Source organism: Pseudomonas sp. TH34 (assembly GCF_016650865.1).
GTDB classification, from domain to species: Bacteria; Pseudomonadota; Gammaproteobacteria; order Pseudomonadales; family Pseudomonadaceae; genus Aquipseudomonas; species Aquipseudomonas yamanorum.
Map to the genome: position 1 here is coordinate 60897 of NZ_JAEKFB010000006.1, position 24894 is coordinate 85790.

Genomic DNA, 24894 nt, shown 5'->3' on the forward strand with positions numbered 1-24894 from the left:
AAACGAACCAAACTGCCTGGGGAGACTCTTAGAGAGCGCCCGATGGCTGGGCTTGCTTGCCCTGAATCCCTGCGCCGAGACTTAGAACCTTCATGACCATCAAGCCTCTGTGCCTTGCGAAACGCTTCAAACGCTACTCCTACATCCTGCTGCCGGTATTACTGGTGAGCACCGCAGTCGGCCTTACCCTGGAATCCCGGATCAGCCGCGCCCAGCAAGTCGACGGTGTGCAAACCCTGGTGTTCCTGCGCCACGGCGAAAAACCGGCCGGCGGCCTTGGCCAACTCAATTGCCAGGGCCTGAACCGTGCCATGAACCTGGCCACCGTCCTGCCGGAAAAATTCGGCAAGGCCAACTTCGTGTTCGCGCCCAACCCGACCCGCAATGTCGAGGAAGGTGAGAAAGACAACTCCTACAGCTACATCCGCCCATTGATGACCATCAGCCCCAGCGCCATCAAGCTCGGGTTGCCGGTGAACATCAAGTTTTCGGCCAATGACACCAGCGCTCTTGCTGACGAACTGGTGGAAGACAAGTACCACAACGCCATCATCTATACCGCCTGGTCCCACGGCTACCTGCCGGACCTGATCAACAAGGTGGCGAGTGAAGCGGTGGGTGAAAAACACGTGATTACCGACGATTGGTCCGGCAGTGATTTCGATACCTTGTATGTGTTGACCCTGACCTGGCACAACGGCAAGGCCACGATGCTGAGCCGCAATTACAAGCAAGGGCTGGATAACGGTCAGCAGACTTGCCCGGAAGCCACACAGGTGAGTGCCGATATTTAGGTCCCACAGCGTATGATGCTGCGCTATTGACTCATCTGCGGATCATCGACATGTCCAACCTCTCCTCCACCCAGCCCGCCCGGGGCTGGTCCTTCTGGTGGAAACCAGCGCTGTTCCTGCTGGTGGCTTGCATCGGCCTCTACTACGTGAAGTGGTCGCCCTACTACGCCAAAGCGTTTATCGCGGCGGACAACCACAGCATCGGCGCCTCGATTCTCAACGACCAGCAAAGCGCGCCACTGGCCGCCGCGTTGGCCTATGCCCAGGTGTATTTCCTGGCGATCTGGAAGGCTGCGGTGCTGGCGGTCATTCTCGGCTCATTACTGCAGGTGCTGATCCCACGGGACTGGCTGCTGCGCCTGTTTGGCCGTGCCGGCCTGGGTTCCACCCTGCGTGGCGGGCTATTCGCCTTGCCGGGGATGATGTGCAGTTGCTGCGCCGCTCCGGTGGCGGCCGGTATGCGTCGGCAGAAGGTCTCGGTGGGCGCGGCGTTGGCGTTCTGGATTGCCAACCCGGTGCTGAACCCGGCGACGCTGGTGTTCATGGGCTTTGTGCTGGGCTGGGGCTTTACCGCGCTGCGGTTGGTGGCCGGGATCGTGCTGGTGGTCGGTGTGTCGCTGGTGGCGCAGCGCATCGCGCGGCCGGAGCAGGTACCGGAAGCCGCGCTCGACGCCGTGGCCCAGGCCAGCCTCACCGAAACCGAACCGTTCCTGACCCGCTGGCTGCGCACCCTGTGGCAGCTGTTCTGGAGCACGATTCCGGTGTACATCCTGGCGGTGCTGATCCTCGGCGCGTCGCGGGTCTGGCTGTTTCCCCACGTTGACGGCGCCATGGCCAACAGCCTGGTGTGGCTGGTGCCGCTGGCGATTGTCGGCACGTTGTTCGTGATTCCGACCGCCGCCGAAATCCCCATCGTGCAGACCATGATGACCCTCGGCATGGGCACCGGCCCGGCCGTGGCCTTGCTGATGACCCTGCCGAGCGTGAGCCTGCCATCGCTGCTGATGCTGCGTAAGGACTTCGATGCGCGGGTGCTGGTGACCGTGGCCGGGCTGACGATGCTGATGGGGGTGGTGTGTGGGCTGATCGGGGCGTTTATCCTGTAGTGATTGGGTGAATTCGAGGGCCTCTTCGCGAGCAAGCCCGCTCCCACATGTTGACTGCATTCCTACAGGATAAATGCGGTCGAATGTGGGAGCGGGCTTGCTCGCGAAAGGGCCGGCCAACTCAATCAATTACTTACGCCGAGCGAGCCTGTCCCGGAAATACTCCACCACCGCCGCTTGCTCTCCCGCAAACTCGATGCGTGCGCCTTTGCTTTCCCGCTGGAACGCATACATCGGGTCGTAGTACTCACGCAACAGCCCTTCGATCCAGCCGCGGTGCAAATCCACCGCGCCGCTGCGGGCTTGCTCTGCCAATGCGCCCTGCATGATCGCGTGCAACCGCGCAAACCGCTCGCCGCCCAGGCGCTTGTGGATATTGCCCAGGCTCTGGGTCAGGCGTTCGGCAAACAGTTCCTGGCCAGTCTCGCCAAACACCGTGAAAAACTCAGCGCAAAGGTCCACCACGTAATCCTTCAGGATGCGCTCCACGCGGCCTTCAACGCTGTCTTCCAGCCAGACCATCGGAAAGCCCTGCATGCCCTTGTGCAAGGGTAATGGCAGGGCGCAGCTGCCGATCATGCGGCTCTCATCCTCGACCACGAACTGCTCGATACCGGCAGCACGCTTTTTCAGCAGGTCCACCGCCAGGCGGTTTTCGAAGTCGATGTTGGAGGGTTGCGCCGTGGCGCGCTTGCCGAAGCTGGAACCGCGATGGTTGGCGTGGCCTTCCAGGTCCAGGGCGTTGTTCAACTGGCCGAGCACTTCGGTCTTGCCGGTGCCGGTCATGCCGCCCAGCAATACGAAGTCGCATTGCGCGGTGGCGCTTTCAACGGTGTCAAGCAGGAAGGTGCGCATGGCCTTGTAGCCACCGCCCACTCGCGGATAGTCGATACCCGCCTCGGTTTTCAACCATTGCTGGGCAATCTGCGAACGCATCCCGCCGCGAAAGCAGTACAGCAGACCGTCCGGATGGGCCTGGGCAAAACGCGCCCAGTGTTCGATACGTTCGGCCTTGATTGCCCCGGACACCAGTTCGTGACCGAGAACAATGGCCGCCTGCTGGCCTTGCTGCTTGTAACAGGTGCCCACCCGTTCGCGCTCGTCGTCGGTCATCAACGGCAGGTTGATCACCCCGGGGAACGCGCCCTTGGTGAACTCGATCGGCGCGCGGGTATCCATCATCGGCCGGTCGTTGAGAAAGATATCGCGGTAATCGGTGATGTCGATGGGCATCAGAACACCTCTACCGCGTTGGTCTGTCGCTCAACCAATTCGCCGATCGGCTCAAGGTTCAGGCCCAGTTCCGCCGCCACGGCAAGGAATTCGGCATTGCCCTCGGGCGTGACCGCCACCAGCAGGCCGCCGCTGGTTTGCGGGTCGCACAGCACGCGTTTGTGCAGTTCGTTCAGGCGCCCCAGCTTGCTGGCGTAGCTGTCGAAGTTGCGCAAGGTGCCGCCAGGCACGCAGCCCTGCTCCAGGTAGTACTCAACCCCGGGCAGGCGTGGGACTTTTTCGTATTGGATGCGGGCAGTCAAATTGCTGCCGTCAGCCATTTCCACCAGATGGCCCAACAGGCCGAAACCGGTGACGTCGGTCATGGCCGTCACACCGGCCAGTTTGCCGAAACGGCTGCCGGGCTTGTTGAGGGTGCACATCCAGTCACGGGCCAGGCCCACATCGGCTTCGCGCAGCTTGCCCTTCTTTTCGGCGGTGGTGAGGATACCGATGCCCAAGGGTTTGGTCAGGTACAGCTGACAACCGGCGGTGGCGGTGTCATTGCGCTTCATGTGGCGTTTTTCTACCAGCCCGGTGACGGCCAGACCGAAGATCGGCTCGGGGGCGTCGATGGAGTGGCCACCGGCCAGGGGAATCCCGGCCGCGTCACACACGGAACGACCGCCGCGAATCACTTCCCGGGCAATTTCCGGGGCCAGCACGTTGACCGGCCAGCCGAGAATCGCGATGGCCATCAACGGATCGCCGCCCATGGCGTAGATATCGCTGATGGCGTTGGTGGCGGCAATACGGCCGAAGTCGAAGGGATCATCGACAATCGGCATGAAAAAATCGGTGGTAGACACCACGCCGCGCTCGTCGTCGATGGCATATACAGCAGCGTCATCACGGGAGGCGTTGCCTACCCACAGCTTGGGGTCAAGGTTTTGCGCACCGCTGCCGGCAAGGATCACTTCCAGCACCTGAGGTGAAATCTTGCAACCGCAACCAGCACCGTGGCTGTATTGGGTCAGGCGAATTGGCTCGTTCATGAAGGCACCTCAAAACGTCAAGGCGAAGAATCTTAACAGACGACTCCTACATACATGGACGATTCAGCGGGAACCAGGCAGCAAAAAGGCCGGCTGGGCTCTGATAAGCGCAGCCGGCCTTTCTTGACAGCGTTTACTGTTTGGCAGCGAGGCGTTTATGCCGGTTGCGTCGCATCATGTTCAGGCACTCGATAGCCGCCGAGAACGCCATGGCCGCATACACATAGCCTTTTGGAACATGGGCGCCGAAACCTTCGGCGATCAGCGTCATACCGATCATGATCAGGAAGCCCAAGGCCAACATCACAATCGTCGGGTTGTCGTTGATGAACTTGGCCAACGGCTCAGCCGCCACCAACATCACGATTACCGAGACCACTACGGCAATGATCATGATCGGCAAGTGCTCGGTCATGCCCACGGCGGTGATGATGCTGTCGATGGAAAACACCATGTCCAGCAGCAGGATCTGGCCAATGGCCGAAGCGAAGCCCAGGGTCACGCTCGGCGCACCGGTGTCCACGTGCTCCTTTTCGGGGTCCATGCTGTGATGGATCTCGGTGGTCGCCTTCCAGACCAGGAACAGGCCACCGGCGATCAGGATCATGTCTTTCCAGGAGAACGACTGCCCCAGGATGTCGATGACCGGCGCGGTCAGCTGCACGATAAAGGCGATGGTGCTCAACAGGCCCAGACGCAGGATCAATGCCATGCTGATGCCGATGCGACGGGCCTTGGCCCGGTGTTTCAACGGCAACTTGTTGGTGAGAATCGAGATAAAGATCAGGTTATCGATCCCCAGCACAATCTCCATGACGATCAAGGTGGCCAGTGCGATCCACGCGGTCGGGCTAGCGGCCAGTTGTAAAAGGTATTCCATAGGTCAGTCCTGGTGTGATGTGCGGGTATCAGGTTTCTTGGGAGGTGGATTCAGGCTTATTGCCTTCCTGTTCCTGCTTGTCCTGCTTGCCTTGCGGCGGAGCGATCAAGCCCTTGGTCGCATCACTCAACGCCTGTTCGGCGGCCTGGTGGGTGTCGTCAATCACTTGCTTGGCCGACTCGGTGGCTTTACCCAGCAGTTGCTGCGCGCTTTTTTCCGCTTGGTCACAGCCACTGAGCATGACTAATGAAAGCCCAAGTAACGCCGTTGCGCCCAGGGAATTGAGTTTCATGATGCGTTCCTCGTTAGAACCGTCGGGTCCAAGTAGTGGCCCCTCGATAGCGACGCATTCTATGCAGGCGAACACTTCAGTAAAATTCGTATTTTTTTCGTTTATACTTCGGTTTTCACGAAGTATTGACTGCCATGCTCAATTACCGACAACTGCACTACTTCTGGGTCGTCGCCAAGACCGGCAGCATCGTGCGCGCCTGTGAGCAACTGAACCTCACGCCGCAGACCATCAGCGGGCAGATCAGCCTGCTGGAGCAGACCTTCGGCGTGGCCTTGTTTCAGAAGGTTGGGCGCCAACTGGAGCTGACCGAAGCCGGGCGCCAGGCGCTCCCCTATGCCGAGCAGATGTTCCAGCTGGGCAATGAGCTTGAAGCCATGTTGCGCACCCAGCCCAATGAGCAGCAGATCCTGTTCCGGGTCGGCGTGGCGGATGTGGTGCCCAAGTCCATCGTCTACCGGCTGATTGCGCCGACCATGGAATTGAGCGAGCCGATCCGCATCACCTGCCGTGAAGACAAACTCGAGCGCTTGCTGGCGGACCTGGCGATCCAGCGCTTGGATCTGGTGATCTCCGACAGCCCGATGCCGCCGCACCTGGACATCAAGGGCTACAGCCAGAAGCTGGGGGAATGCGGGATCAGTTTTTTCGCGACCCAAGCATTGGCTGACCAGCATCACGGCGATTTCCCACAGTGCCTGCAGGGCGCGCCGCTGTTGATTCCGGGCGCGGAGACGGTGGTGCGCAGCCGTTTGCTGCGCTGGTTTGCCGAGCAGCAGATCCAGCCACGGATTGTCGGGGAGTTTGACGACAGTGCGTTGATGCAGGCCTTTGGCCAATCCGGCAGCGGGATTTTTATCGCACCCAGCGTGATTGCCGATGAGGTGGAACGCCAATATGGCGTGGTGCTGATCGGCCAGACGGATGCGGTGACCGAGTCGTTTTATGCGATCTCGGTAGAGCGCAAGGTCAAGCACCCCGGCATCGTGGCGATTACCGAAGGTGCGAGACGGGAGCTGTTTACGGCCCTGCCCTGAGGAATCAGGCGCAGACGGCGCGGGTCTTGGCGGTCATCAGCCACAGCGCCAGCAGGATCGACAGCAGGATAAAGCCAGCCGCAGCAAACCCGAGGCTGCCAAGGCCCAGGGTGTCGATCACGTGACCGCCCACCAACGCCCCCAGGCCAATCCCCAGGTTGGCCCCGGCGATGTTCAGCGAGGCGGCAAACGCCGGCGCATGAGGTGCGGCCTTCATCAGCCGCACATGGCTGACCAGAAACAGCGCCGCCTGGGTCACGCCCCATACGGCCATCGCCGCCGCCAATCCGATGGTGGAATGAATGGCGGGCACCAGCGCCACCATGCCCGCGATCATGAAGCCGCAGAACACCATCGACGCGATCAGCGGATGCCGGTCGACCATGCGCCCGCCCAAGGAGTTGCCGATCAGGCCGACCGCGCCAAAGCCCATCAGGCACCAGCCCACCAGGGTTCCGTCAAAACCCGCCAGGCGTTCGAGGATGTCGGCTAGATAGGTATAGGCGGTGAACATCCCGCTGAACACCAGGATCGACAGCAGGATATGGCCCTGCATCAGCGGGCTGCGCAAGATCTTGAACTGGGAGCGCAAGCTGACCTGGTCGTTCTTCGCCCGGGTCTTCGGCAGGTAGATAAACAGCAGCAAGGCCTTGGCAAACGCCACCACCGCAAGAATGCCGAAGGCGGTGCGCCAGCCGAACATATCGGAAATCAGCGTGCCCACCGGGATCCCGAAGACCGTGGCACACACGATGCCGAAGCCGATCTTTTCAATCGCACGGCCGGCGAAATCCGGCCCGACGATGTCCACCGCCGTCTCGCTGGCCAGGGCCCAGAACACCGGCAATCCCAGCGCCGGGATCAACCGGGCCAAGGACATGACCCAGATATTCGAGGCCACTGCTGCAAGGGTGTTGGCCAGGCCGAACATGATCAGGATCGTGATAAACAGCCGCTTGCGCTCGAACCGCGCGAAATACGCGGTCAGGAACGGGCCAAACGCCGCCACGGTAAAGGCGAACAATGTCACCAGCAACCCGGCCTGGGACACGCTCACGTCGAGGTCCCGGGCGATGGAAGGCAACAGGCCCACAATGATGAACTCTGTGGTCAGCACGGTAAAACCGGCCGCCGACAGCAACAGAATCGGAAACAACATCAAAAACTCCAGAAAACAGCGACATCAACGACAGCCCGGAGGGCCCGCTGATAGAGAGGAAATAAGAGGATGGGCAATGTTAACAGAATGTGTAGCAGCGTGGCGACGGAACGCCGCACCCGGATTAGACGTTTCCTACAGATGTTAGACTTCGCCCCTGCCAGATTCATGCTGCCTAGCTGCATCTATTAAAAAAACTAGAGACAACCCTTTTATGACTGCTGCCCCTTCCCTCTTTCAACGCCTGATGTCTATCAGCCTGGTCACCCAAATCGTCATCGGCCTGATCGCCGGTATCCTGCTGGCCCTGCTGTTACCCGACGTGGCACAAGCCACCGGATTTATCGGCAAGGTCTTTGTCTCGGCGCTCAAGGCCGTCGCGCCCATCCTGGTGTTTGTGTTGGTGATGGCTTCAATTGCCAACCACAAGCATGGCCAGGAAACCCATATCCGGCCGATCCTGTTCCTGTACCTGCTGGGCACCTTTTCTGCCGCCGTGGTCGCGGTGATCGCCAGCACGCTGTTCCCCTCCTCGCTGGTACTGGCCACTCACGATGTGGCCATCAGTCCTCCCGGCGGCATCGGTGACGTGTTGCAAAGCCTGTTGCTCAGCGTGGTGGACAACCCGGTCAGCGCGCTGATGAATGCCAACTTCATCGGTATCCTGGCGTGGGCCATCGGCATGGGCATCGCCATTCGCCATGCCAGCGACACCACCCGCACCGTGCTGGGAGACCTGTCCAACGGCGTCACGCTGATCGTGCGCATGGTGATCCGCTTCGCGCCCCTGGGGATCTTCGGCCTGGTGGCCTCGACCCTCGCCACGTCCGGCTTCGGCGCCCTGCTGGGCTACGCGCACCTGCTGCTGGTGTTGATCGGCTGCATGCTGTTCGTCGCGCTGGTGATCAACCCGGCCATCGTGTTCTGGAAACTGCGCCGCAACCCTTACCCGCTGGTGCTGATGTGCTTGCGGGAAAGTGGTATCACCGCCTTCTTCACTCGCAGTTCGGCAGCCAACATCCCGGTCAACCTGGCGCTGAGCAAGCGCCTGGGCCTGCATGAAGATACGTACTCGGTGTCGATCCCCCTCGGTGCCACCATCAATATGGCCGGCGCGGCGATCACCATCACCGTACTGACCCTGGCCGCCGTGCATACCCTGGGCATCGCCGTGGACATCCCCACCGCCGTGTTGCTCAGTGTGGTCGCTGCAGTGTGCGCCTGCGGCGCGTCGGGGGTTGCCGGGGGCTCGCTGCTGTTGATTCCGCTGGCATGCAGCCTGTTCGGCATTCCCAGCGAAATCGCGATGCAGGTGGTAGCCGTGGGCTTCATCATCGGTGTCTTGCAGGACTCGGCGGAAACCGCGCTGAACTCGTCCACCGACGTGCTGTTCACCGCTGCTGCGTGCCTGGGCAAAGAAGAACAGACCGCGTAAACCTTACGCGCACAAAAAAGCCCGGGGCGGTTCGTGAATGAACTGCCCCGGGCTTTTTACGACTTAAGGCTTAGAACGCGCCCATGTAGTCGCGCTTGCCCACTTCCACACCGTTGTGACGCAGCAAGGCGTAAGCGGTGGTGACGTGGAAGAAGAACTGCGGCAGGCCGTAGCTCAGCAGGTACGACTGGCCGCTGAAGCGCTTCTCTTTCGGCGTGCCAGGGCGGGTGATGATTTCGATGCCTTCTTTGCCGTCGACCTGAGCCGGGGTGATGGTGTCGATAAACGCCAGTACCTTGGCGATCAGCGCTTGCAGGTCGGCGAAGGTCACTTCTGTATCGTCGTATTTCGGAACTTCGATTTCAGCCAGGCGGGCAGAAACGCCTTTGGCGAAGTCGACAGCGATCTGCACCTGACGCACCAGCGGGAACATGTCCGGGTACAGGCGTGCTTGCAGGAAGGCGTTCGGGTCGATGTTCTTGGCGGTGGCGTGGGCTTCGGCCTTGTTCAGCACATCGCTCAGGGCGTTGAGCATTTGCTTGAAGACCGGGAGGGAAGCGGCGTACAGGGAAATAGTCATGACAGTCTCGACAGTTGTGGCAGGGTTTGAAACAGCGGCGATTATAGACATGCCGGCCGCCAGCGCCGCTTGTCTTTTATTTTTTCAGGATTAGGCTAGTGGGCTCACTGCATTAGGGAAAGCGCGATGACCACCGAGCACGACACCACTTCCGAAGAGCCGCGCCTGAACAGCACGGAAATCCGCATCCTGGGCTGCCTGATCGAAAAACAGGCCACCAGCCCTGAAACCTACCCGTTGACCCTCAACGCGCTGGTGATCGCCTGCAACCAGAAAACCAGCCGTGAACCGGTGATGAACCTGAGCCAGGGCCAGGTCGGCCAGAGCCTGCGGGCCCTGGAAGGTCGCGGGTTTACCCGGCTGGTGATGGGCAGCCGCGCCGACCGCTGGGAGCATCGGGTGGACAAGGCCCTGGAACTGGTGCCGGCCCAGGTGATTCTCAGTGGGCTGTTGTTCCTGCGGGGGCCGCAGACGGTCAACGAACTGCTGACCCGCAGCGGGCGCATGCACGAATTTGAAGACACCGAGCAAGTGGTGCATCAACTGGAACGCCTGATTGCCCGTGGGCTTGCGTTGTTGGTGCCGCGCCAGTCGGGGCAGCGGGAAGATCGGTACATGCACGCCTTGGGCGACCCGGCGGACATTGAAGCGATCCTGGCGGCACGTGGGAATCCGGTGGAGCGTGGTGCGGGAAGTGGGGTTTCCCTGGAGCGTATCGAAGAGCTGGAAGCGCGGATTGTGGCGCTGGAAGAGCGCCTTTCGCGGCTAGAGTAATGTTTGTGGTGAGTGAGCTTTGGTAGGGAGGGAGCTCCCTCGCCACAAAAGCTCCCTATCCACAGCAAGCTCCCTCGCCACACAGTCAGCGGTGATGCTCAGCTTCGCGCAAACGCCACCGCCGCCTGAAACTGCGCATCCGTCGGCCGTACGCCGGTGTACAGCACAAACTGCTCCAAGGCCTGGATGGCGATCACTTCCAAACCAGTGATCACGCGTTTGCCCTGGGCGCGGCCGCGCAGGATCAGCGGCGTTTCCGAGGGAATCGCCACCACATCGAATACGGTCTCGGCCGCATCAATGGCATCAGCCTCAAACGCCAACTGATCCGCCTCCGCCCCTCCGGTCATGCCAATCGGCGTCACGTTGACCAGCATCTGCGGGCGCAAGGCACCCAACTGCGCCTGCCACTCATACCCCAGGCTCTGGGCCAGTGCCCGGCCCGCCACTTCATTACGCGCCACAATCACGCCCTTGGCATAACCGCCATCGCGCAACGCACTGGCCACCGCCTTGGCCATACCACCGCTGCCGCGCAGGGCGAATGTCGAGTCCTTGGGCACTTCGTGCTTGCGCAGCAGTTGCTCGATGGCGATGTAGTCGGTGTTGTAGGCCTTCAAATGCCCATTGGTGTTGACGATGGTATTGATCGACGCAATGGCCCGCGCCGAATCATCCAGCTCGTCCACCAGGGCAATGCACGCCTCCTTGAACGGCATCGACACGCCACACCCACGAATGCCCAACGCACGAATGCCACCGACGGCGCCTGGCAGGTCCTGGCTGCTGAAGGCCTTGTAGTAGAAATTCAGCCCCAACTGCTCGTACAGGTGGTTATGAAAACGCAGGCCAAAGTTCCCGGGGCGCGCCGACAGTGACATGCACAGTTGGGTGTCCTTGTTGGGGTTCATCTGCATCGGTAACTCCTTGAAGCCCTTCCAGAGGCGGTTTCGGATAGACGGAATACCCGCGCCGGCGGGTAGTCGTGGATCATACGCACTGTGCCCGGCCGCTTGTGTAAGCCAACCGATACAGACCTTACACAACCTTTACCTATAGGCCGTGCTGTTTTTTAGAAATACGCTGTCTTACAAAGTATCCCCGCGACAATCCTTGAGTCTATTGATTGCAGACCATGAGCGCTGGGGCTAACCGAGGAATGACCATGATTCGTAAACTCCCCAAGATCGCCTTGCTTATCGGCGCACTCGCTATAGCAGGACAAGCCTCCGCCCACGGTGGTGGTTGGGGTGCTCCGCTTGCACTGGGTGCCGTTGTCGGTGCAGTGGTAGGCGGCTCGATCGTTGCCAGCCAGCAGCAACCGGTCTACGTGCAACAGCCGGTGTATGTCCAGCCGCAGCCGGTGTATGCCGCTCCGCCGCCGGTCTATTACGCACCGCCACCGCCGGTGTATGTGCAGCAACGGGTTTATTACCGCCCGGCACCGGTCTATTACGGCCCACCGCGCGGCTACTACGGCCCTCCACACGGCTATTATGGTCGCGGTTGGTAAGCATGAACTGACACACCTGAACAGGCTCCGCCCTAAAAGCGGGGCCTTTTTTTGGCCTGTTGGTCTGAATAAATCTCGCCAAGGTCGTTATAAGGACAATGGCTGTGGCCAAATCCCACATCATTGATCTCAATTGACGCTTGCCCGAACCGGGTCTGCGCTGTCATGTTTGTGTCTTAAAAGGCCTCCACTATCAACACTGTCCAGTCAATAACAACAAGGACGATTGACCATGCCCACGCAAAACCCCCATCGCACCGCCGGCCTCTGCACCTCAAGCAAGGTCTATAGCGTACTGACCGAACTCAAGGCCCTGGAAGGCCATCGCAACGCCAAGTTCCTGTCCTTGCTGACGGAAAACCTGGTGCGCAAGGGTCTGCTCAGTGAACAGGAAGTGGTGCACATGCTCGACCAGGTTGTCGACTGATTGATCGCTCGATAACAGTGATGTCGACTATCGAGCGGGTTAATTTTCACTTAAGGCCTGCACACCGTAATGTCACCTCCATAGCGTCTTGGAGGTCATCATGCCCACTATTCAAATCATGTCCGTCATCGGCAGTGCCGTTCCCGCCCCTCTCCGGGAGCTGGGTTTGCTCGCCTGCTGGTACCTGGTACGCGATGGCGAACCCATCAGCGGCCCACTCACCTCGTTGCCAGCCGCCCAGGCCCTGTCGGTCAGGATGGCCCATTGTTTTCATGCCTAAGGCAATTGAACCCGCGGTTTGGTTTCGACAAATAGCGCCCAGCTGGACATGAACAACGCAGCAATCAACGGGCCGATGACAAACCCGTTCAGGCCAAAGATCGACAGGCCGCCCAAGGTTGAGATAAGGATCAGGTAATCCGGCATACGGGTGTCCTTGCCCACCAGGATGGGCCTCAGCACATTGTCCACCAGCCCGATCACAAACACCCCGAACAGCGCCAGCACCACGCCTTGCCAGGTCGACCCGCTGAGCAGGAAATACGCCGCCACCGGCCCCCACACAATCCCCGCGCCCACCGCCGGCAGCAGCGACAGAAACGCCATCAACACCGCCCAGAGCAACGCGCTGGGAATGTCCAGAAACCAGAAGATCAAACCACCCAACGCCCCTTGCGTGACCGCCACCAGCACGTTGCCTTTCACCGTGGCCCGCACCACCCGGTTGAACTTCAATTGCAGGCGACGCTTCTGCGGTTCGGCCAGCGGCACGGCGGTGCGCACCTTGCGTACCAGCTCCGGACCGTCGCGCAGCAGGAAGTACAGCAAGTACAGCATGATGAAAAAGCTCACCAGGAAATCAAACGTGCCCTGGCCGAAGCTGAACGCCTGGGTCGCAAAAAACTGGCTGCCCTGCATCGCGCTTTTGACGATCTTCTCCCGCAGGCCTTCCAGGTTACCCATGCCGAAGCGGTCCAGCAGATGCTGGAAATACGGTGGCAGGAAATTCTTGAACTGCTCGATGTAACCGGCAACGTCGAGCTTGCCGCTCTCGACGTTCTTGTAAAGCGTCGCGCCCTCCTGCACCAGCAAGGCACTGGTGATGATCACCGGCAAAATCGCGATCACCAGGCACACCGTCAGGGTTGCCAGGGAGGTGAAGTTGCGGTTCCAGCCAAAACGTTGCTGGAAGCGCCGTTGCATGGGCGCAAAGATGATCCCCAGGATCACCGCCCAGAACACCGCGCCGTAGAACGGCAGCAAAATCCAGATAAACGCGATGGTCACCAGGGCGAGCAGTAACAGCAGGGTTTTGAATTGCAAGTTGGTTTGGTTCATGTCCGATCCATGTCTAAAACACCAGACGCTCATGTGCGCCTTGATGTTTAGTCCGCTGCAAATCCCGCGAGTGCCCTACTTATTAGACCTGGATCAATAAACCCCGTGCTCGCCCCGGCTACCCTGCCGCCCTTTTGCGACCCGAACCCATGCCTCCCGTTATCGCCCCCGAACTGCTCGCCCCCGCCGGCACCCTGAAAAACATGCGTTACGCCTTTGCCTACGGCGCCGATGCCGTCTACGCCGGGCAACCGCGCTACAGCCTGCGGGTGCGCAATAACGAGTTCGACCACGCCAACCTCGCCCTCGGCATCCAGGAAGCCCAGGCCCAGGGCAAGCGGTTCTACGTGGTGGTCAATATCGCGCCCCACAACGCCAAGCTGAAAACGTTCCTCAAGGACCTTGCCCCGGTGATCGCCATGGGCCCGGATGCGCTGATCATGTCCGACCCGGGCCTGATCATGCTGGTACGCCGGCACTTCCCGCACATGCCGATCCACCTGTCGGTACAGGCCAATACGGTGAACTGGGCCAGCGTCGAGTTCTGGCAGGCCCAAGGCATCTGCCGGATCATCCTGTCCCGGGAGCTGTCGCTGGAGGAGATCGAGGAAATCCGCCAGCACGTCCCCGCCATGGAGCTGGAAGTGTTTGTGCACGGCGCGCTGTGCATGGCCTATTCCGGGCGCTGCCTGCTGTCGGGCTACATGAACAAACGCGACGCCAACCAAGGCACCTGCACCAACGCCTGCCGCTGGAAATACCAGGCCACACCTGCGGTGGAAAACGCCGTTGGCGACATCGTCCAGCAGTACGCACCCGAGCCGACCCTGGGCCTCGGCGCGCCCACTGACCAGGTGTTCCTGTTGCAGGAGGCCAACCGCCCTGACGAGCAGATGCCCGCCTTCGAAGACGAGCACGGCACCTACATCATGAACGCCAAGGACCTGCGAGCGGTGCAGCACGTCGAGCGGCTGACGCGCATGGGCGTGCATTCGCTGAAGATCGAAGGCCGCACCAAATCCCACTTCTACTGCGCCCGCACCACCCAGGTGTATCGCCAGGCCATCGACGACGCAGTGGCCGGGCGCGACTTTGACCGGGGTTTGATGACCAACCTCGAATCCCTGGCCCAGCGCGGCTACACCGAAGGTTTCCTGCGCCGACACGTGCATGATGAATACCAGAACTACCAAAACGGCAGCTCGGTGTCTGAACGTCAGCAGTTCGTCGGCGAGCTGACCGGTGAACGGCGCGGCGAGCTGGCCGAGGTCAAGGTGAAGAACCGGTTTGCCGTGGGCAATCACCTGGAACTGATGACCCCGGCGGGGAATTTCCACTTTGACCTGGCCACGCTGCACAGCGCCAAGGGCGAGGCTATCGAGGTGGCGCCGGGCGACGGCCATACGGTGTATCTGCCGATCCCGGCGGAAATGGACCTGAGATTCGGGCTTTTGATGCGGGATGTTTAAGCATTAGCACAGTAGAATTGGCGGCTCTGCGTACCGCCACCCTGTCTTGAGCGGTCACCCTCTTTTTTACGGAGATCGCCTTGCGTCTGTTTCACACCTCCGACTGGCACCTTGGGCAAAACCTGCACGGCCAGGAACGCGACTTCGAACACGCCTGCTTCCTCGACTGGCTGCTGGGCCAGTTGGGCCTGCATCGCCCGGATGTGCTGCTGATCGCCGGCGATATTTTCGACACGGTCAACCCGCCGCTCAAGGCCCAGGAGCGGCTGTATGACTTCATCATCAGCGCCCACGAGCAAAACCCCGCACTGACCATCGTGATGATCGCCGGCAACCACGACTCCGGCTCGCGCATCGAACTGCCGGCGCCGTTGATGCGCCGCCTGCGTACCCACGCGCTGGGCCGGGTGCTGTGGCTGGATGACGGGCAATTGGATGTCGAACGCCTGCTGATTCCGTTGCCCGGTGCCGACGGTGAAATCGCCGGCTGGTGCCTGGCCCTGCCCTTCCTGCGCCCGGCCGAAGTGACCGGCGCGCAATTGGGGGACGATTACCTGCGGGGCATCGGCCAGGTTCATGAATGGCTCATCGCCGCTGCCAACGCCAAGCGCCAACCGGGCCAGGCACTGGTTGCCATCAGCCATGCGCACATGGCCGGCGGTTCGGTGTCGGAAGATTCCGAGCGCAGCCTGATCATCGGCAATGCCGAAGCGCTGCCCGCCAGCCTGTTTGATGCCAGCGTCAGCTACGTGGCCCTCGGCCATTTGCACAAACCCCAGCGGGTGAATGGCGAGGAGCGTATTCGCTACTGCGGCTCGCCGATTCCACTGTCGTTTTCGGAAATCGGCTACCAGCACCAGATCCTCGATGTGCAACTGGACGGCGAAACCCTGGTCAGCGTCGAATCCCGCCTGATCCCGCGCTCGGTCAACCTGCAACGCCTGGAAGCCGCACCCCTGGCCGACATCCTCAAGCAACTGGCCGAGCTGCCCGACATCGACCTGCTGGCGGAAATCCAGCGCCAACCGTGGCTGGAAGTGCGGGTGCGCCTCGACGAGCCGCAACCCGACCTGCGCCAGCAAGTGGAAAACGCCTTGCAAGGCAAGGCCGTGCGCCTGGTGCGCATTGCGGCTGAATACGCAGGCACGGGCAGCCGCGAAGACAGTCAGGAAGACCGCCTGATCGAACTCGACCAGCTCACGCCCCAGGAATTGTTCAGCCGCGCTTGGCAGGAGAGTTACGGCAGTGAAGTGGACGAACAGACCCTGAAGGACTTCGCCGTGCTGCTCCAGGAAGTGCAACAGGAGGGCGAACAGCCATGAAGATCCTCGCCATTCGCCTGAAAAACCTTGCCTCCCTGGCCGGGCCGTTTGAAATCGACTTTACCGCCGAGCCCTTGGCCAGTGCCGGGCTGTTCGCGATTACCGGGCCCACGGGTGCCGGTAAAAGTACCTTGCTTGATGCACTGTGCCTGGCGCTGTTTGGCGCCGTGCCACGCCTGGGGGATACCGGCCAGGCAAAAATGCCGGATGCCGACACCGATATTTCCATCGGTGACCCACGCACCCTGATTCGCCGGGGCACTGGCGGCGGTTATGCCGAAGTGGATTTTGTCGGCGTCAGCGGCCGTCGCTACCGCGCCCGCTGGGAAGCCAACCGCGCCCGGGACAAGGCCAGCGGCAAGCTGCAAGCCAGCCGGCAAAGCTTGATCGACCTGAACAGCGAGCAACTGCTGGCCAGCCAGAAAACCGAATACAAGACCCAGCTGGAACTGGCCCTGGGCCTGAACTTCGAGCAGTTCACCCGCGCGGTATTGCTCGCGCAAAGTGAATTCAGCGCCTTCCTCAAAGCCAACGACAATGAGCGCAGCGAACTGCTGGAAAAGCTCACCGACACCGCGCTCTATACCCAACTCGGTCGCCGCGCCTTCGACAAGGCCAAGGATGCACGGGACGCCCACAAACACCTGCAAGACCAGGCCACCGGCGTCACCCCGCTGGCCCCTGAAGCCCGCGCTGAGCTGGACGAACAACTGACTGCCGCCCAGCAGCAGCTCAAGACCCAGCAGGCGCAGCTCAAGCAGCTTGAGCTGCAGCACACCTGGCTCAAGGAACTGCGGGAATGGCAGGAGCGCCAACAAGGCGCGGTCGAGCAATTGCAGCAGGCCCAGCAACACTGGGAAAGCCTGGGCCCACAACGCCTGGACCTCAGCCGCCTGGAGCAACTGGCACCGCAACGTCATCACTTCACGCGTCAGGCTGAACTGACCACGCAGTTGCAGCCTCTCGCCGCGCAGATCCAGCAGCACCTTGAGCAACAAACCGCGCTGCACACCCGCCAGACCCAACTGCAACAGCAGCAGGCTGAGGTGCAAACCGCTCTCGCTCAGGCCCTGAAACAACAAGCCGATGCGGTGCCCCTGCTGCGTCAGGCTTTCGAGGAGCAAACCACCCTCGCCCACTTGACCCGTGAGCTGGCCAAGCGCAGCGAAGAAAAACAGCTGGGCGAAGCCGCCTGTGTGGAAGGCCAGGCGGCGTTGACCGGCTTGCTCGACAAGCAAAAACTCGTCGCCGAGCGCCTGCACCGGCTGGCCGCAGAGCTTGAACGCAGTGCCGCACTCGCCCCCTTGAGTGATGCTTGGAATGCCTACCGCGACCGCTTGCAACAACTGATGCTGATCGGCAATCGCCTCAACAAAGGCCAGGCTGAACTGCCGCAGTTGGAAGAACGCGCCACCCGCCTCGGCGAAAAGTGGACCGAGCAACGCGAAGCCCTGGACCTGCTGTACCACGAAGCCGGCGCCGAACCCCATGCGGTGGCCGAGCAGATCCAGCTGTTGGGCAGCCTGCTCCAGGACAATCGCAAGCAACATCGTGCGTTTGAAGACCTGGCGCGGCTGTGGGACAGCCATCAGCAACTGGACAGCCAGAGCCAGGCCCTGACGCAAAAGCAGACTCTCGCCCAGCAACAACGTGAACTGTTGAACCAGAGCGGCCTGCAAGCCAAGGCCGAGCTGGCCGTCGCCGAACAGACCTTGGCCGTCACCAAGCAATTGCTGGAACGTCAGCGTTTGGCCCGCAGTGCCAGTGTCGAGGAATTGCGCAGCCAGCTTCAGGATGACCAACCGTGCCCGGTATGTGGCAGTGTCGAGCACCCGTATCACCAGCCCGAAGCGATACTGCAAAGCCTGACCCGGCACGACGAAAGCGAAGAAGCCAACGCGCAGCAAGCCGTGGATGTGCTCAAGGAGAAACTCACCGAGCTACGCGGCGAAGTGGGCGGCCTGATCGCCCAGCAAAAGGAATTCCTGCAACAGCAGGAGCAGCTCGCGAGCCAGTTGCAGGCCCTGGTGCCGAGCCTTGAAGCCCACCCGCTGTCTACCTCGCTGTTCAACCAGGACGCGGCAAAACGCGACGCCTGGCTTGCCCAACAACTGAGCCAGCTCAGCCAAAGCCTCACCCAGGATGAACAACGCCAAGGCGCCCTGCTCAACCTGCAACAGAACGCCGGGCGTATGCAGCAACAACTGCAAGCCGCTCAGGACGCCAGCCAACAGGCGCGCCAGTTACTGATTGACCAGCAACGGGAACTGTCCAACGACCGCGAACGCCTGGACGAAGAACTCAACGCCTTCGCCAGCCTGTTGCCGAGCGAGACCCTCGACGGCCTGCGCAGCGAGCCGGCGGCGACCTTCATGCTGCTCGACCAGCAGGTCAGCCAACGCCTGGAACAGCTCGATAACCAAAAGGAAGAATTGGCCGAGCAGCTGCAGCGTCAGCAAGCCATCGAGAAAGAACAGGACCGCCAGCAACATCGCCAGCAGCAGTTGGAGACCTTGCAAAAACAGCTCGCCGAACAAAGCGCCCTGCAACACGCCGCCGAGGAGAAACTCGCCGGCCTGCTGGGCGAAAACCCCAGCGCCGAGCACTGGCAGCAGCAACTGGACCAGGCCGTCGACCAGGCGCGCCAGCATGAGTCCGAGGCCAACCAGCAGTTGCAGGACACCCGCAACCAGTTGATCCAAATGGCAGCCGACCTCAAGTCGCTGCAAGAGCGCCAACAGTCTCTGGAAACCGAACACGCGGCCCTCACTACGCGCCTCAGCGACTGGCGTGCCTTGCACCCGGAACTCGATGACGAAGGCCTGGCCCGCTTGGTGGCCTTCGATGAGCCGCAGGTGGTTGAGTTACGCCAGCAACTGCAACACAGCGAAAAAGCCGTCGAACAAGCCAAGGTGTTGCTGCAAGAACGCGAACAGCGGCTCAAGGATCACCAGGCGTTGCACAATGGCAACCTTGAAGCTGAGCAACTGGACAGCGCCCTGGCCGAACTCAATGCCGCGCTGGTCATTGGCGAAAAACACTGCGCCGAACTGCGCGCCCAACAGGCCGACGACCAGCGCCGCCAGGATGCCAACCAGGCCTTGGCGGCGGAGATCGCCAAGGCTTACGAGGAATGGCAGCGCTGGGCACGCCTGAATGCGCTGATCGGTTCGGCCACCGGCGATACCTTCCGCAAGATCGCCCAGGCCTACAACCTCGACCTGCTGGTGCACCACGCCAACGTGCAACTGCGCCAACTGGTGCGCCGCTACCGCCTCAAACGCGGCGGCAGCATGCTCGGCCTGCTGGTGCTCGACACGGAGATGGGCGACGAACTGCGCTCGGTGCATTCGTTGTCGGGGGGCGAGACATTCCTCGTCTCGCTGGCCTTGGCCTTGGGCCTGGCGTCGATGGCGTCGAGTACGTTGAAGATTGAGTCGCTGTTTATCGATGAAGGCTTTGGCAGCCTCGATCCCGAGTCGCTGCAACTGGCGATGGATGCCCTCGACGGCTTGCAGGCCCAGGGCCGCAAGGTGGCGGTGATTTCCCATGTGCAGGAAATGCACGAGCGGATTCCGGTGCAGATTCAGGTCAAGCGCCAAGGCAATGGCTTGAGCACCCTGGAGGTCAAGTGAGCGAGGGGGTGTTGTATTCGTTCCGCCGCTGCCCGTATGCGATGCGGGCGCGGATGGCCTTGCGGTATTCGGGGGTGGCAGTGCACATCATCGAGGTCAGCCTCAAGGCCAAGCCGGCTGAGATGCTGGCGTTGTCACCCAAAGGCACGGTGCCGGTGCTGAGCGTGGATGGCCGGGTGATCGATGAAAGCCTGGCGATCATGCGCTGGGCCCTGGCGCAGAACGACCCAGAGGGTTGGTTGCTTGAGGATGATGGAGCGACGCAGGCGCTGATTGAAGAGAATGATCAGGGCTTCAAATATCAATTGGATCGATACAAGTATGCCGAGCGCTATCCGGAGCAGCCGATGGAGCATTATCGGGCCGAGGGTGAGGTGTTTTTGTCGAAGCTGGAGGGGTTGCTGGCGCAGCGGGAGTATTTGCTGGCCGGGCACTTGAGCCTGGCGGATGTGGCACTGGCACCGTTTGTGCGGCAGTTTGCGCATGTGGATCGGGAGTGGTTTGGACGGGCTCCTTATCCGCGGTTGCAGAACTGGTTGCAGCGCTTCCTGGAATCGCCTTTGTTCATCGCCGTAATGGCAAAACCCTGAGACTGTCGCAGGACAAAATGTGGGAGCGGGCTTGCTCGCGAAGGCGGTGTATCAGTCAGCCCATGTATGGACTGACCCGGCGCGTTCGCGAGCAAGCCCGCTCCCACATTTGATCTTCATCAGCTTCAAGATCAGTTCTGGATTTTGTGGTCCAGCGCTGCGTAGAAGTTGGCGCTTTGTTGCAGGTACTTCTGGGTGTAGGCGCTGGTGCTGGTTTTTTTGCTGCTGATTTCAACGCTGGCCGCAGCTGGCAATGCAACGGTGGCGGAAACAGCGGAAGCGGCGATGATCGAGAAGAGATTGAAGTTCATGTCGGTAACCCTTGTGTTCGGTTGGCTGAGTGGCCTGTGTTGGCCTTGGAACCAAACTTACGCCCGAGGGGTTAGCCTTAGAAATTCATTGAAACACTAGCCGCTATTAATACGATTAATACAACCAGTCAGGCCCCGCACTGCGGGGCCTGTGGCTTATTGTCGCGGCAAGAACTTGAGGTCGCTGGGAGCATCAATCGCCAGTTTCTGCACGGTTTTGCCCAAAAGACCGGTCTTGGGGTCGCGCTCGACGACCACAATCTCGTTGCTCTTCTGGTTGGCGATCAGCAGAAACTTGCCGCTGGGGTCCAGGGCAAACTCCCGGGGATGGTCACCTTCCACCGAGCGGCGCTGGATCTCTTTCAACTGCGCAGTTCCCGGGTCGATGGCAAACACCAGCATCTGGTTGGCGGTGCCACGGTTGCTGACGTAGAGGAACTTGCCGTCGCTTGAGGCATGCAGCGCGGCGCCGGCCTTGTCGGACACCGGCTGGCCGTCCGCAAAGTTGACCAGTTGCTTCTGGGTCAGCTTGCCATCGTTGTAGTCGAACACTGCCACTTGCGCGCTCATCTCAGTGGTCAGCCAGGCGTGCTTGCCGTCTGCGGTGAACAGCAAGTGCCGTGGGCCACTGCCCGGTGGCAATTGCACAAACGCAGGATCGGCCGGGGTCAGCGGCAATTCATGGTTGGCCTTGGGATCGTAGTGGTAGGCAAAGATCTTGTCCGCCCCCAGGTCCTGGACAAACACGTACTTGCCGTCTGGCGAAGACACCACCGAATGCACGTGATTGGACGCCTGACGCTCCGGGTTGACCCGGCTGGCCGGATGCCCACTCAACTGCACCGGCGGCGACAGCTTGCCTTCGGCGTCTACCGGCAACACCGCGAGGCTGCCGCCCGGATCTTCCAGTACGGAATAGTTGGCCACGAACAGGTAGCGCCCATCACTGGCCAGGCTGGAATGGGTCGGCTCGTTGCCCAGGCTCTGCACCTGGTTGATCAGGGTCAGTTGATGGTTTTTCGGGTCGATGCTGTAGCTGCTGACGCGCCCCACCGGGTCTTTTTGGCCCGGGCCGTTTTCATTGACCACAAACAGGTGCTTCTGGTCTTTGGACAGGGTCAGCCACGACGGGTTGGCCGCCTTGGCAGCGAGCACCGGCTGGCCGTTGAACTGCCCGGTACGGCTGTCGAACTGCAAGCGGTAGATACCTTCACTGGTGCCGGCGGTGTAGCTGCCCACCAGTAACTCATAGGTGTCCACCGGCGCGGCCTGGACCGACATTGCGCCTACGCTGCCGGCCATCAGCAGGGGCCAGAATTTACGCATCATCATCCGCTTCATCCTCGTCATTATTGTTGCCGGTGACACCGCTCATGCAGACCAGGCGGTGTTCGCCCGAGTCACCGGTAAGGGTCCAGCTTTGCAGGGTTTGATCAAAGGTCGCCGCCTTGACTTGCTCCAGGCTGAAACTCCAGCGCTTCTCGGCACGACCGTCCATGCAGATGATCAGTAACTTCTGGTCATCCAGGCTGAAATCGAAAGTGTGCAGGCCATCGATTTCGACCATCTGGCAGTCTTCGAAAGCATTGAGCAAGGTAGCGGTGTCGGCAGTCATAACCATCAATCATCAAGGGGAAAGACCTCATGATAGGTCAAATCGTTGCATCGGCCTAAGCCCGCGCAAAGCAAAACGCCGTGGCACAGGCCACGGCGTTTTGACGAACAGCGTTGGATCAGTGAGCGAACAGCGAATTGCCCTTCTGCCCCGCCAGCTTCTCGGGTTTGATCAGGAAGCGTGCCAGCGCCGGCAGCAGCCACAGCGCGCCGAACATGTTCCACAGCAGCATGAAGGTCAGCATCAAGCCCATGTCGGCCTGGAACTTGATGGCCGAGAAGATCCACGTGGCCACACCGATGGCCAGGCACAGGCCGGTGAACAGCACGGCTTTACCGGTGGACTTGAGGGTCTGGTAATAGGCTTCCTGCAACGGCAGGCCGGCCCGCAGGAAACTCTCCAGGCGGCTGTAGATGTAGATGCCGTAGTCCACGCCAATCCCCACGCCCAGGGCCACCACCGGCAAGGTCGCAACCTTGACGCCGATACCCATGAACGCCATCAGCGCGTTGCCCAGCACTGAGGTCAGCACCAGCGGCAACACGATGCACAGGGTCGCCGCCCAGGAGCGGAAGGTGATCATGCACATGGTGGCCACGCACAGGTACACCAGGATCAGGATGGTCAGCTCGGACTCCTTGATCACCTCGTTGGTGGCGGCTTCGATCCCGGCGTTACCGGCGGCGAGAATGAATTCCAGGCCGTCCTTGTTGTTCTCCTTGGCGAAGTCCTGCACCGCATGCACCGCGCGGTCGAGGGTTTCGGCCTTGTGGTCGTTGAGGAACACCAGTACCGGCGCCAGGGAGCAATTGTTGTTGTACAGGCCATCGGCACGGGCAATGGAATTGTTCAGCACATCCGGGTTACGGGACAGGGTTTCCCATTTCAGGTTGCCCTCGTTCATGCCCTTGATCATCTGCTTGGACACGGTCACCAGCGAGATGGCCGACTGCACGCCCTCAGTGTTCTGCATCTTCCACATCAACTGGTCGATGGGCGCCATGGCTTCATAACGCGAGCAGCCTTCCGGCGGCGTCTTGACCATCACCACCAGCACGTCGGAGCTGGTGGAGTAGTTGTTGATGATGAAGTTGTTGTCCTTGTTGTAGCGCGAGTCCGGGCGCAGCTCCGGTGCGCCCTGGTCGAGGTCGCCGATCTTCAGGTTCTGGCTGTACCAGAGGCCGCCACCGAAGGCGACCAGTGCCAACGCAATCGACACCGGCGCGACTTTGGGGCTGGCGAATTTCGACAGCAGGCGCCAGAACGGGTGTTCGCGGTGTGCATCTTTCTTGCTGCGCTCGATGGCGCGTTTGCTGATGCCCACGTAGGAGATCGCCACCGGCAGCAGGATCAGGTTGGTGAACACGATCACCGCTACACCCACCGAGGCGCCGATGGCCAGTTCACGGATCACGCCGATGTCGATGATCAGCAGGGTGATAAAGCCGACCGCATCGGCGAGGATCGCGATCATTCCCGGCAGGAACAACTGGCGGAACGTACGCCGGGCGGCGGTCAGGGCGTTGTCGGCATCACTGGATTGCAGGGCGATGCCGTTGATCTTCTGCACGCCATGGGAAATACCGATGGCGAAGATCAGGAACGGCACCAGCATCGAGTAGGGATCGAGCCCGAAACCCAGGGCATGCATCAACCCAAGCTGCCAGATAACCGCCACCAGCGTGGTGCTCAACACCGCGACGGTACTGCGCAGGCAGTTGGTAAACCACAGCAGCAGCACCAGGGTGATGACGAAGGCGATACCGAAGAACATCACCACCATCACCAGACCGTCGATCAGGTCGCCGACCTTCTTGGCAAACCCGACGATGTGGATCTTGACGTTGGGGTTCTGGGCTTCGAACTTGTCGCGGATCTTGTCTTCGAGTTCATGGGAGAACTTGCGATAGTCCAGGGCCAGCAGCTTGCCCTGGTCTTGCGGGTCCGGGTAGGACTCCAGCAGCGGGATGTCGACGATGCTCGATTTGAAATCGTTGGCCACCAGCCGCCCGACCTGCCCGGACTTGAGCACGTTGTTGCGCAGTTGATCGAGGCTTTCCGGCGAGCCGTTGTAGCTCTGGGGGATCACCTCACCGCCGGCAAAGCCCTCTTCGGTGACTTCGGTCCAGCGCACGCTGGGGCTCCACAGGGACTTGAGCCCGGAGCGGTCGACGCCTGAGATGTAGAACACCTCGTCGTTGATCTGGCGCAGGGTCTCCATGTACTCCTTCGTGAAGATGTCACCGTCCTTGGCCTCCACCGAGATGCGCACCGTGTTGCCCAGGTTCGCCAGGTCATTGCGGTGCTCCATCATCTTCTCGATGAAGGGGTGCTTGAGGGGGATCATTTT

Annotated in this window: 24 protein-coding genes; 12 read left to right on the top strand and 12 right to left on the bottom strand. The window is 60.9% G+C overall.

Going from position 1 to position 24894, the window contains the following annotated elements:
* The first annotated feature begins 92 nt into the window (after positions 1-92).
* Both JFU58_RS04430 and JFU58_RS04435 read left to right on the top strand, forming a co-directional pair.
* Entirely contained in the window at positions 93-794 is a 702-nt protein-coding gene (locus tag JFU58_RS04430) for a hypothetical protein (RefSeq protein ID WP_063031257.1), read from the top strand.
* 50 nt (positions 795-844) lie between these two features.
* Positions 845-1900, top strand: a complete 1056-nt coding sequence (locus JFU58_RS04435) for a permease (RefSeq protein WP_201139923.1) — start codon at positions 845-847, stop codon at positions 1898-1900.
* Between the two features lie 129 nt (positions 1901-2029).
* Here the strand turns inward: JFU58_RS04435 and mnmH are convergent, their stop codons facing one another.
* From mnmH to JFU58_RS04455, 4 genes are all read right to left on the bottom strand, one after another.
* Entirely contained in the window at positions 2030-3133 is a 1104-nt protein-coding gene (gene mnmH, locus JFU58_RS04440) for a tRNA 2-selenouridine(34) synthase MnmH (RefSeq protein WP_201139924.1), read from the bottom strand.
* Positions 3133-4167, bottom strand: coding sequence for a selenide, water dikinase SelD (gene selD / locus JFU58_RS04445; protein WP_201139925.1), 1035 nt, complete (start codon positions 4165-4167; stop codon positions 3133-3135). Before selD ends, mnmH begins: the two co-directional genes overlap by 1 nt.
* Positions 4168-4300: 133 nt before the next feature.
* Entirely contained in the window at positions 4301-5047 is a 747-nt protein-coding gene (locus JFU58_RS04450; RefSeq protein WP_063031263.1) for a TerC family protein, read from the bottom strand.
* A 28-nt stretch (positions 5048-5075) separates the two neighbouring features.
* Positions 5076-5339, bottom strand: a complete 264-nt coding sequence (locus JFU58_RS04455; protein WP_177070135.1) for a hypothetical protein — start codon at positions 5337-5339, stop codon at positions 5076-5078.
* Positions 5340-5473: 134 nt separating this feature from the next.
* On the opposite strand from JFU58_RS04455, the gene nhaR reads away from it, so the two are divergent.
* On the top strand, positions 5474-6376 hold the full coding sequence (nhaR, locus tag JFU58_RS04460; protein ID WP_063031267.1) for a transcriptional activator NhaR: 903 nt from the start codon (positions 5474-5476) through the stop codon (positions 6374-6376).
* 4 nt (positions 6377-6380) lie between these two features.
* Here nhaR and JFU58_RS04465 read toward each other — a convergent pair whose 3' ends face one another.
* Complete coding sequence (locus tag JFU58_RS04465) at positions 6381-7535, bottom strand: MFS transporter (protein ID WP_093198462.1); 1155 nt, start codon at positions 7533-7535, stop codon at positions 6381-6383.
* Between the two features lie 214 nt (positions 7536-7749).
* On the opposite strand from JFU58_RS04465, the gene sstT reads away from it, so the two are divergent.
* A complete protein-coding gene (gene sstT / locus JFU58_RS04470; protein WP_177070134.1) occupies positions 7750-8970 on the top strand; it encodes a serine/threonine transporter SstT in 1221 nt (406 codons plus the stop codon).
* 70 nt (positions 8971-9040) lie between these two features.
* On the opposite strand, the gene JFU58_RS04475 is transcribed toward sstT, so the two are convergent.
* A complete protein-coding gene (locus tag JFU58_RS04475; protein WP_003211233.1) occupies positions 9041-9550 on the bottom strand; it encodes a DUF1993 domain-containing protein in 510 nt (169 codons plus the stop codon).
* A gap of 126 nt (positions 9551-9676) precedes the next feature.
* On the opposite strand from JFU58_RS04475, the gene JFU58_RS04480 reads away from it, so the two are divergent.
* Complete coding sequence (locus JFU58_RS04480) at positions 9677-10324, top strand: YceH family protein (RefSeq protein ID WP_063031273.1); 648 nt, start codon at positions 9677-9679, stop codon at positions 10322-10324.
* Between the two features lie 98 nt (positions 10325-10422).
* Here JFU58_RS04480 and JFU58_RS04485 read toward each other — a convergent pair whose 3' ends face one another.
* On the bottom strand, positions 10423-11241 hold the full coding sequence (locus JFU58_RS04485) for a shikimate 5-dehydrogenase (RefSeq protein WP_201139926.1): 819 nt from the start codon (positions 11239-11241) through the stop codon (positions 10423-10425).
* 242 nt (positions 11242-11483) lie between these two features.
* Between JFU58_RS04485 and JFU58_RS04490 the strand changes: the two genes are divergently transcribed.
* The 3 genes from JFU58_RS04490 to JFU58_RS04500 all read left to right on the top strand — a co-directional run bounded on the left by JFU58_RS04490 (position 11484) and on the right by JFU58_RS04500 (position 12544).
* A complete protein-coding gene (locus tag JFU58_RS04490) occupies positions 11484-11837 on the top strand; it encodes a hypothetical protein (RefSeq protein ID WP_017475503.1) in 354 nt (117 codons plus the stop codon).
* A gap of 232 nt (positions 11838-12069) precedes the next feature.
* Entirely contained in the window at positions 12070-12264 is a 195-nt protein-coding gene (locus JFU58_RS04495; RefSeq protein ID WP_003211226.1) for a hypothetical protein, read from the top strand.
* Positions 12265-12364: 100 nt separating this feature from the next.
* Positions 12365-12544 carry a hypothetical protein gene (locus JFU58_RS04500; protein WP_017475504.1) on the top strand — a complete coding sequence of 60 codons (180 nt, stop codon included), beginning with the start codon at positions 12365-12367 and terminating at the stop codon, positions 12542-12544.
* Here JFU58_RS04500 and JFU58_RS04505 read toward each other — a convergent pair.
* On the bottom strand, positions 12541-13602 hold the full coding sequence (locus tag JFU58_RS04505) for an AI-2E family transporter (protein ID WP_063031278.1): 1062 nt from the start codon (positions 13600-13602) through the stop codon (positions 12541-12543). The genes JFU58_RS04500 and JFU58_RS04505 overlap by 4 nt on opposite strands.
* A gap of 149 nt (positions 13603-13751) precedes the next feature.
* On the opposite strand from JFU58_RS04505, the gene trhP reads away from it, so the two are divergent.
* From trhP to JFU58_RS04525, 4 genes are all read left to right on the top strand, one after another.
* Positions 13752-15071, top strand: a complete 1320-nt coding sequence (gene trhP, locus JFU58_RS04510) for a prephenate-dependent tRNA uridine(34) hydroxylase TrhP (RefSeq protein WP_201139927.1) — start codon at positions 13752-13754, stop codon at positions 15069-15071.
* Between the two features lie 80 nt (positions 15072-15151).
* Positions 15152-16393 carry an exonuclease SbcCD subunit D C-terminal domain-containing protein gene (locus JFU58_RS04515; protein WP_201139928.1) on the top strand — a complete coding sequence of 414 codons (1242 nt, stop codon included), beginning with the start codon at positions 15152-15154 and terminating at the stop codon, positions 16391-16393.
* Positions 16390-20028: an AAA family ATPase gene (locus JFU58_RS04520; RefSeq protein WP_201139929.1), complete on the top strand. Its 3639-nt coding sequence runs from the start codon at positions 16390-16392 to the stop codon at positions 20026-20028. Before JFU58_RS04515 ends, JFU58_RS04520 begins: the two co-directional genes overlap by 4 nt.
* Positions 20025-20618 carry a glutathione S-transferase N-terminal domain-containing protein gene (locus JFU58_RS04525; protein ID WP_201139930.1) on the top strand — a complete coding sequence of 198 codons (594 nt, stop codon included), beginning with the start codon at positions 20025-20027 and terminating at the stop codon, positions 20616-20618. Before JFU58_RS04520 ends, JFU58_RS04525 begins: the two co-directional genes overlap by 4 nt.
* 131 nt (positions 20619-20749) lie before the next feature.
* Here JFU58_RS04525 and JFU58_RS04530 read toward each other — a convergent pair whose 3' ends face one another.
* The 4 genes from JFU58_RS04530 to JFU58_RS04545 all read right to left on the bottom strand — a co-directional run.
* Positions 20750-20929 (bottom strand): hypothetical protein, encoded by a 180-nt coding sequence (locus JFU58_RS04530; RefSeq protein WP_017475510.1) that lies wholly within the window; start codon positions 20927-20929, stop codon positions 20750-20752.
* 156 nt (positions 20930-21085) lie between these two features.
* The gene (locus JFU58_RS04535; RefSeq protein WP_063031289.1) at positions 21086-22261 is read right to left on the bottom strand and encodes a lactonase family protein; all 1176 of its coding nucleotides are present in this window, start codon (positions 22259-22261) and stop codon (positions 21086-21088) included.
* Positions 22248-22544, bottom strand: a complete 297-nt coding sequence (locus JFU58_RS04540) for a DUF5629 family protein (RefSeq protein WP_010172342.1) — start codon at positions 22542-22544, stop codon at positions 22248-22250. Before JFU58_RS04540 ends, JFU58_RS04535 begins: the two co-directional genes overlap by 14 nt.
* A 118-nt stretch (positions 22545-22662) precedes the next feature.
* Positions 22663-24894: efflux RND transporter permease subunit (locus tag JFU58_RS04545; protein WP_201139931.1), on the bottom strand; the 2232-nt coding region annotated here is incomplete at its 5' end.

What these genes read in the sequence shown, in the direction of transcription:
- JFU58_RS04430 (WP_063031257.1), top strand. Translation starts at nt 93, where the DNA reads ATGACCATCAAGCCTCTGTGCCTTGCGAAACGCTTCAAACGCTACTCC.
- JFU58_RS04435 (WP_201139923.1), top strand. Translation starts at nt 845, where the DNA reads ATGTCCAACCTCTCCTCCACCCAGCCCGCCCGGGGCTGGTCCTTCTGG.
- mnmH (WP_201139924.1), bottom strand. Translation starts at nt 3,133, where the DNA reads ATGCCCATCGACATCACCGATTACCGCGATATCTTTCTCAACGACCGG.
- selD (WP_201139925.1), bottom strand. Translation starts at nt 4,167, where the DNA reads ATGAACGAGCCAATTCGCCTGACCCAATACAGCCACGGTGCTGGTTGC.
- JFU58_RS04450 (WP_063031263.1), bottom strand. Translation starts at nt 5,047, where the DNA reads ATGGAATACCTTTTACAACTGGCCGCTAGCCCGACCGCGTGGATCGCA.
- JFU58_RS04455 (WP_177070135.1), bottom strand. Translation starts at nt 5,339, where the DNA reads ATGAAACTCAATTCCCTGGGCGCAACGGCGTTACTTGGGCTTTCATTA.
- nhaR (WP_063031267.1), top strand. Translation starts at nt 5,474, where the DNA reads ATGCTCAATTACCGACAACTGCACTACTTCTGGGTCGTCGCCAAGACC.
- JFU58_RS04465 (WP_093198462.1), bottom strand. Translation starts at nt 7,535, where the DNA reads ATGTTGTTTCCGATTCTGTTGCTGTCGGCGGCCGGTTTTACCGTGCTG.
- sstT (WP_177070134.1), top strand. Translation starts at nt 7,750, where the DNA reads ATGACTGCTGCCCCTTCCCTCTTTCAACGCCTGATGTCTATCAGCCTG.
- JFU58_RS04475 (WP_003211233.1), bottom strand. Translation starts at nt 9,550, where the DNA reads ATGACTATTTCCCTGTACGCCGCTTCCCTCCCGGTCTTCAAGCAAATG.
- JFU58_RS04480 (WP_063031273.1), top strand. Translation starts at nt 9,677, where the DNA reads ATGACCACCGAGCACGACACCACTTCCGAAGAGCCGCGCCTGAACAGC.
- JFU58_RS04485 (WP_201139926.1), bottom strand. Translation starts at nt 11,241, where the DNA reads ATGCAGATGAACCCCAACAAGGACACCCAACTGTGCATGTCACTGTCG.
- JFU58_RS04490 (WP_017475503.1), top strand. Translation starts at nt 11,484, where the DNA reads ATGACCATGATTCGTAAACTCCCCAAGATCGCCTTGCTTATCGGCGCA.
- JFU58_RS04495 (WP_003211226.1), top strand. Translation starts at nt 12,070, where the DNA reads ATGCCCACGCAAAACCCCCATCGCACCGCCGGCCTCTGCACCTCAAGC.
- JFU58_RS04500 (WP_017475504.1), top strand. Translation starts at nt 12,365, where the DNA reads ATGCCCACTATTCAAATCATGTCCGTCATCGGCAGTGCCGTTCCCGCC.
- JFU58_RS04505 (WP_063031278.1), bottom strand. Translation starts at nt 13,602, where the DNA reads ATGAACCAAACCAACTTGCAATTCAAAACCCTGCTGTTACTGCTCGCC.
- trhP (WP_201139927.1), top strand. Translation starts at nt 13,752, where the DNA reads ATGCCTCCCGTTATCGCCCCCGAACTGCTCGCCCCCGCCGGCACCCTG.
- JFU58_RS04520 (WP_201139929.1), top strand. Translation starts at nt 16,390, where the DNA reads ATGAAGATCCTCGCCATTCGCCTGAAAAACCTTGCCTCCCTGGCCGGG.
- JFU58_RS04530 (WP_017475510.1), bottom strand. Translation starts at nt 20,929, where the DNA reads ATGAACTTCAATCTCTTCTCGATCATCGCCGCTTCCGCTGTTTCCGCC.
- JFU58_RS04535 (WP_063031289.1), bottom strand. Translation starts at nt 22,261, where the DNA reads ATGATGATGCGTAAATTCTGGCCCCTGCTGATGGCCGGCAGCGTAGGC.
- JFU58_RS04540 (WP_010172342.1), bottom strand. Translation starts at nt 22,544, where the DNA reads ATGACTGCCGACACCGCTACCTTGCTCAATGCTTTCGAAGACTGCCAG.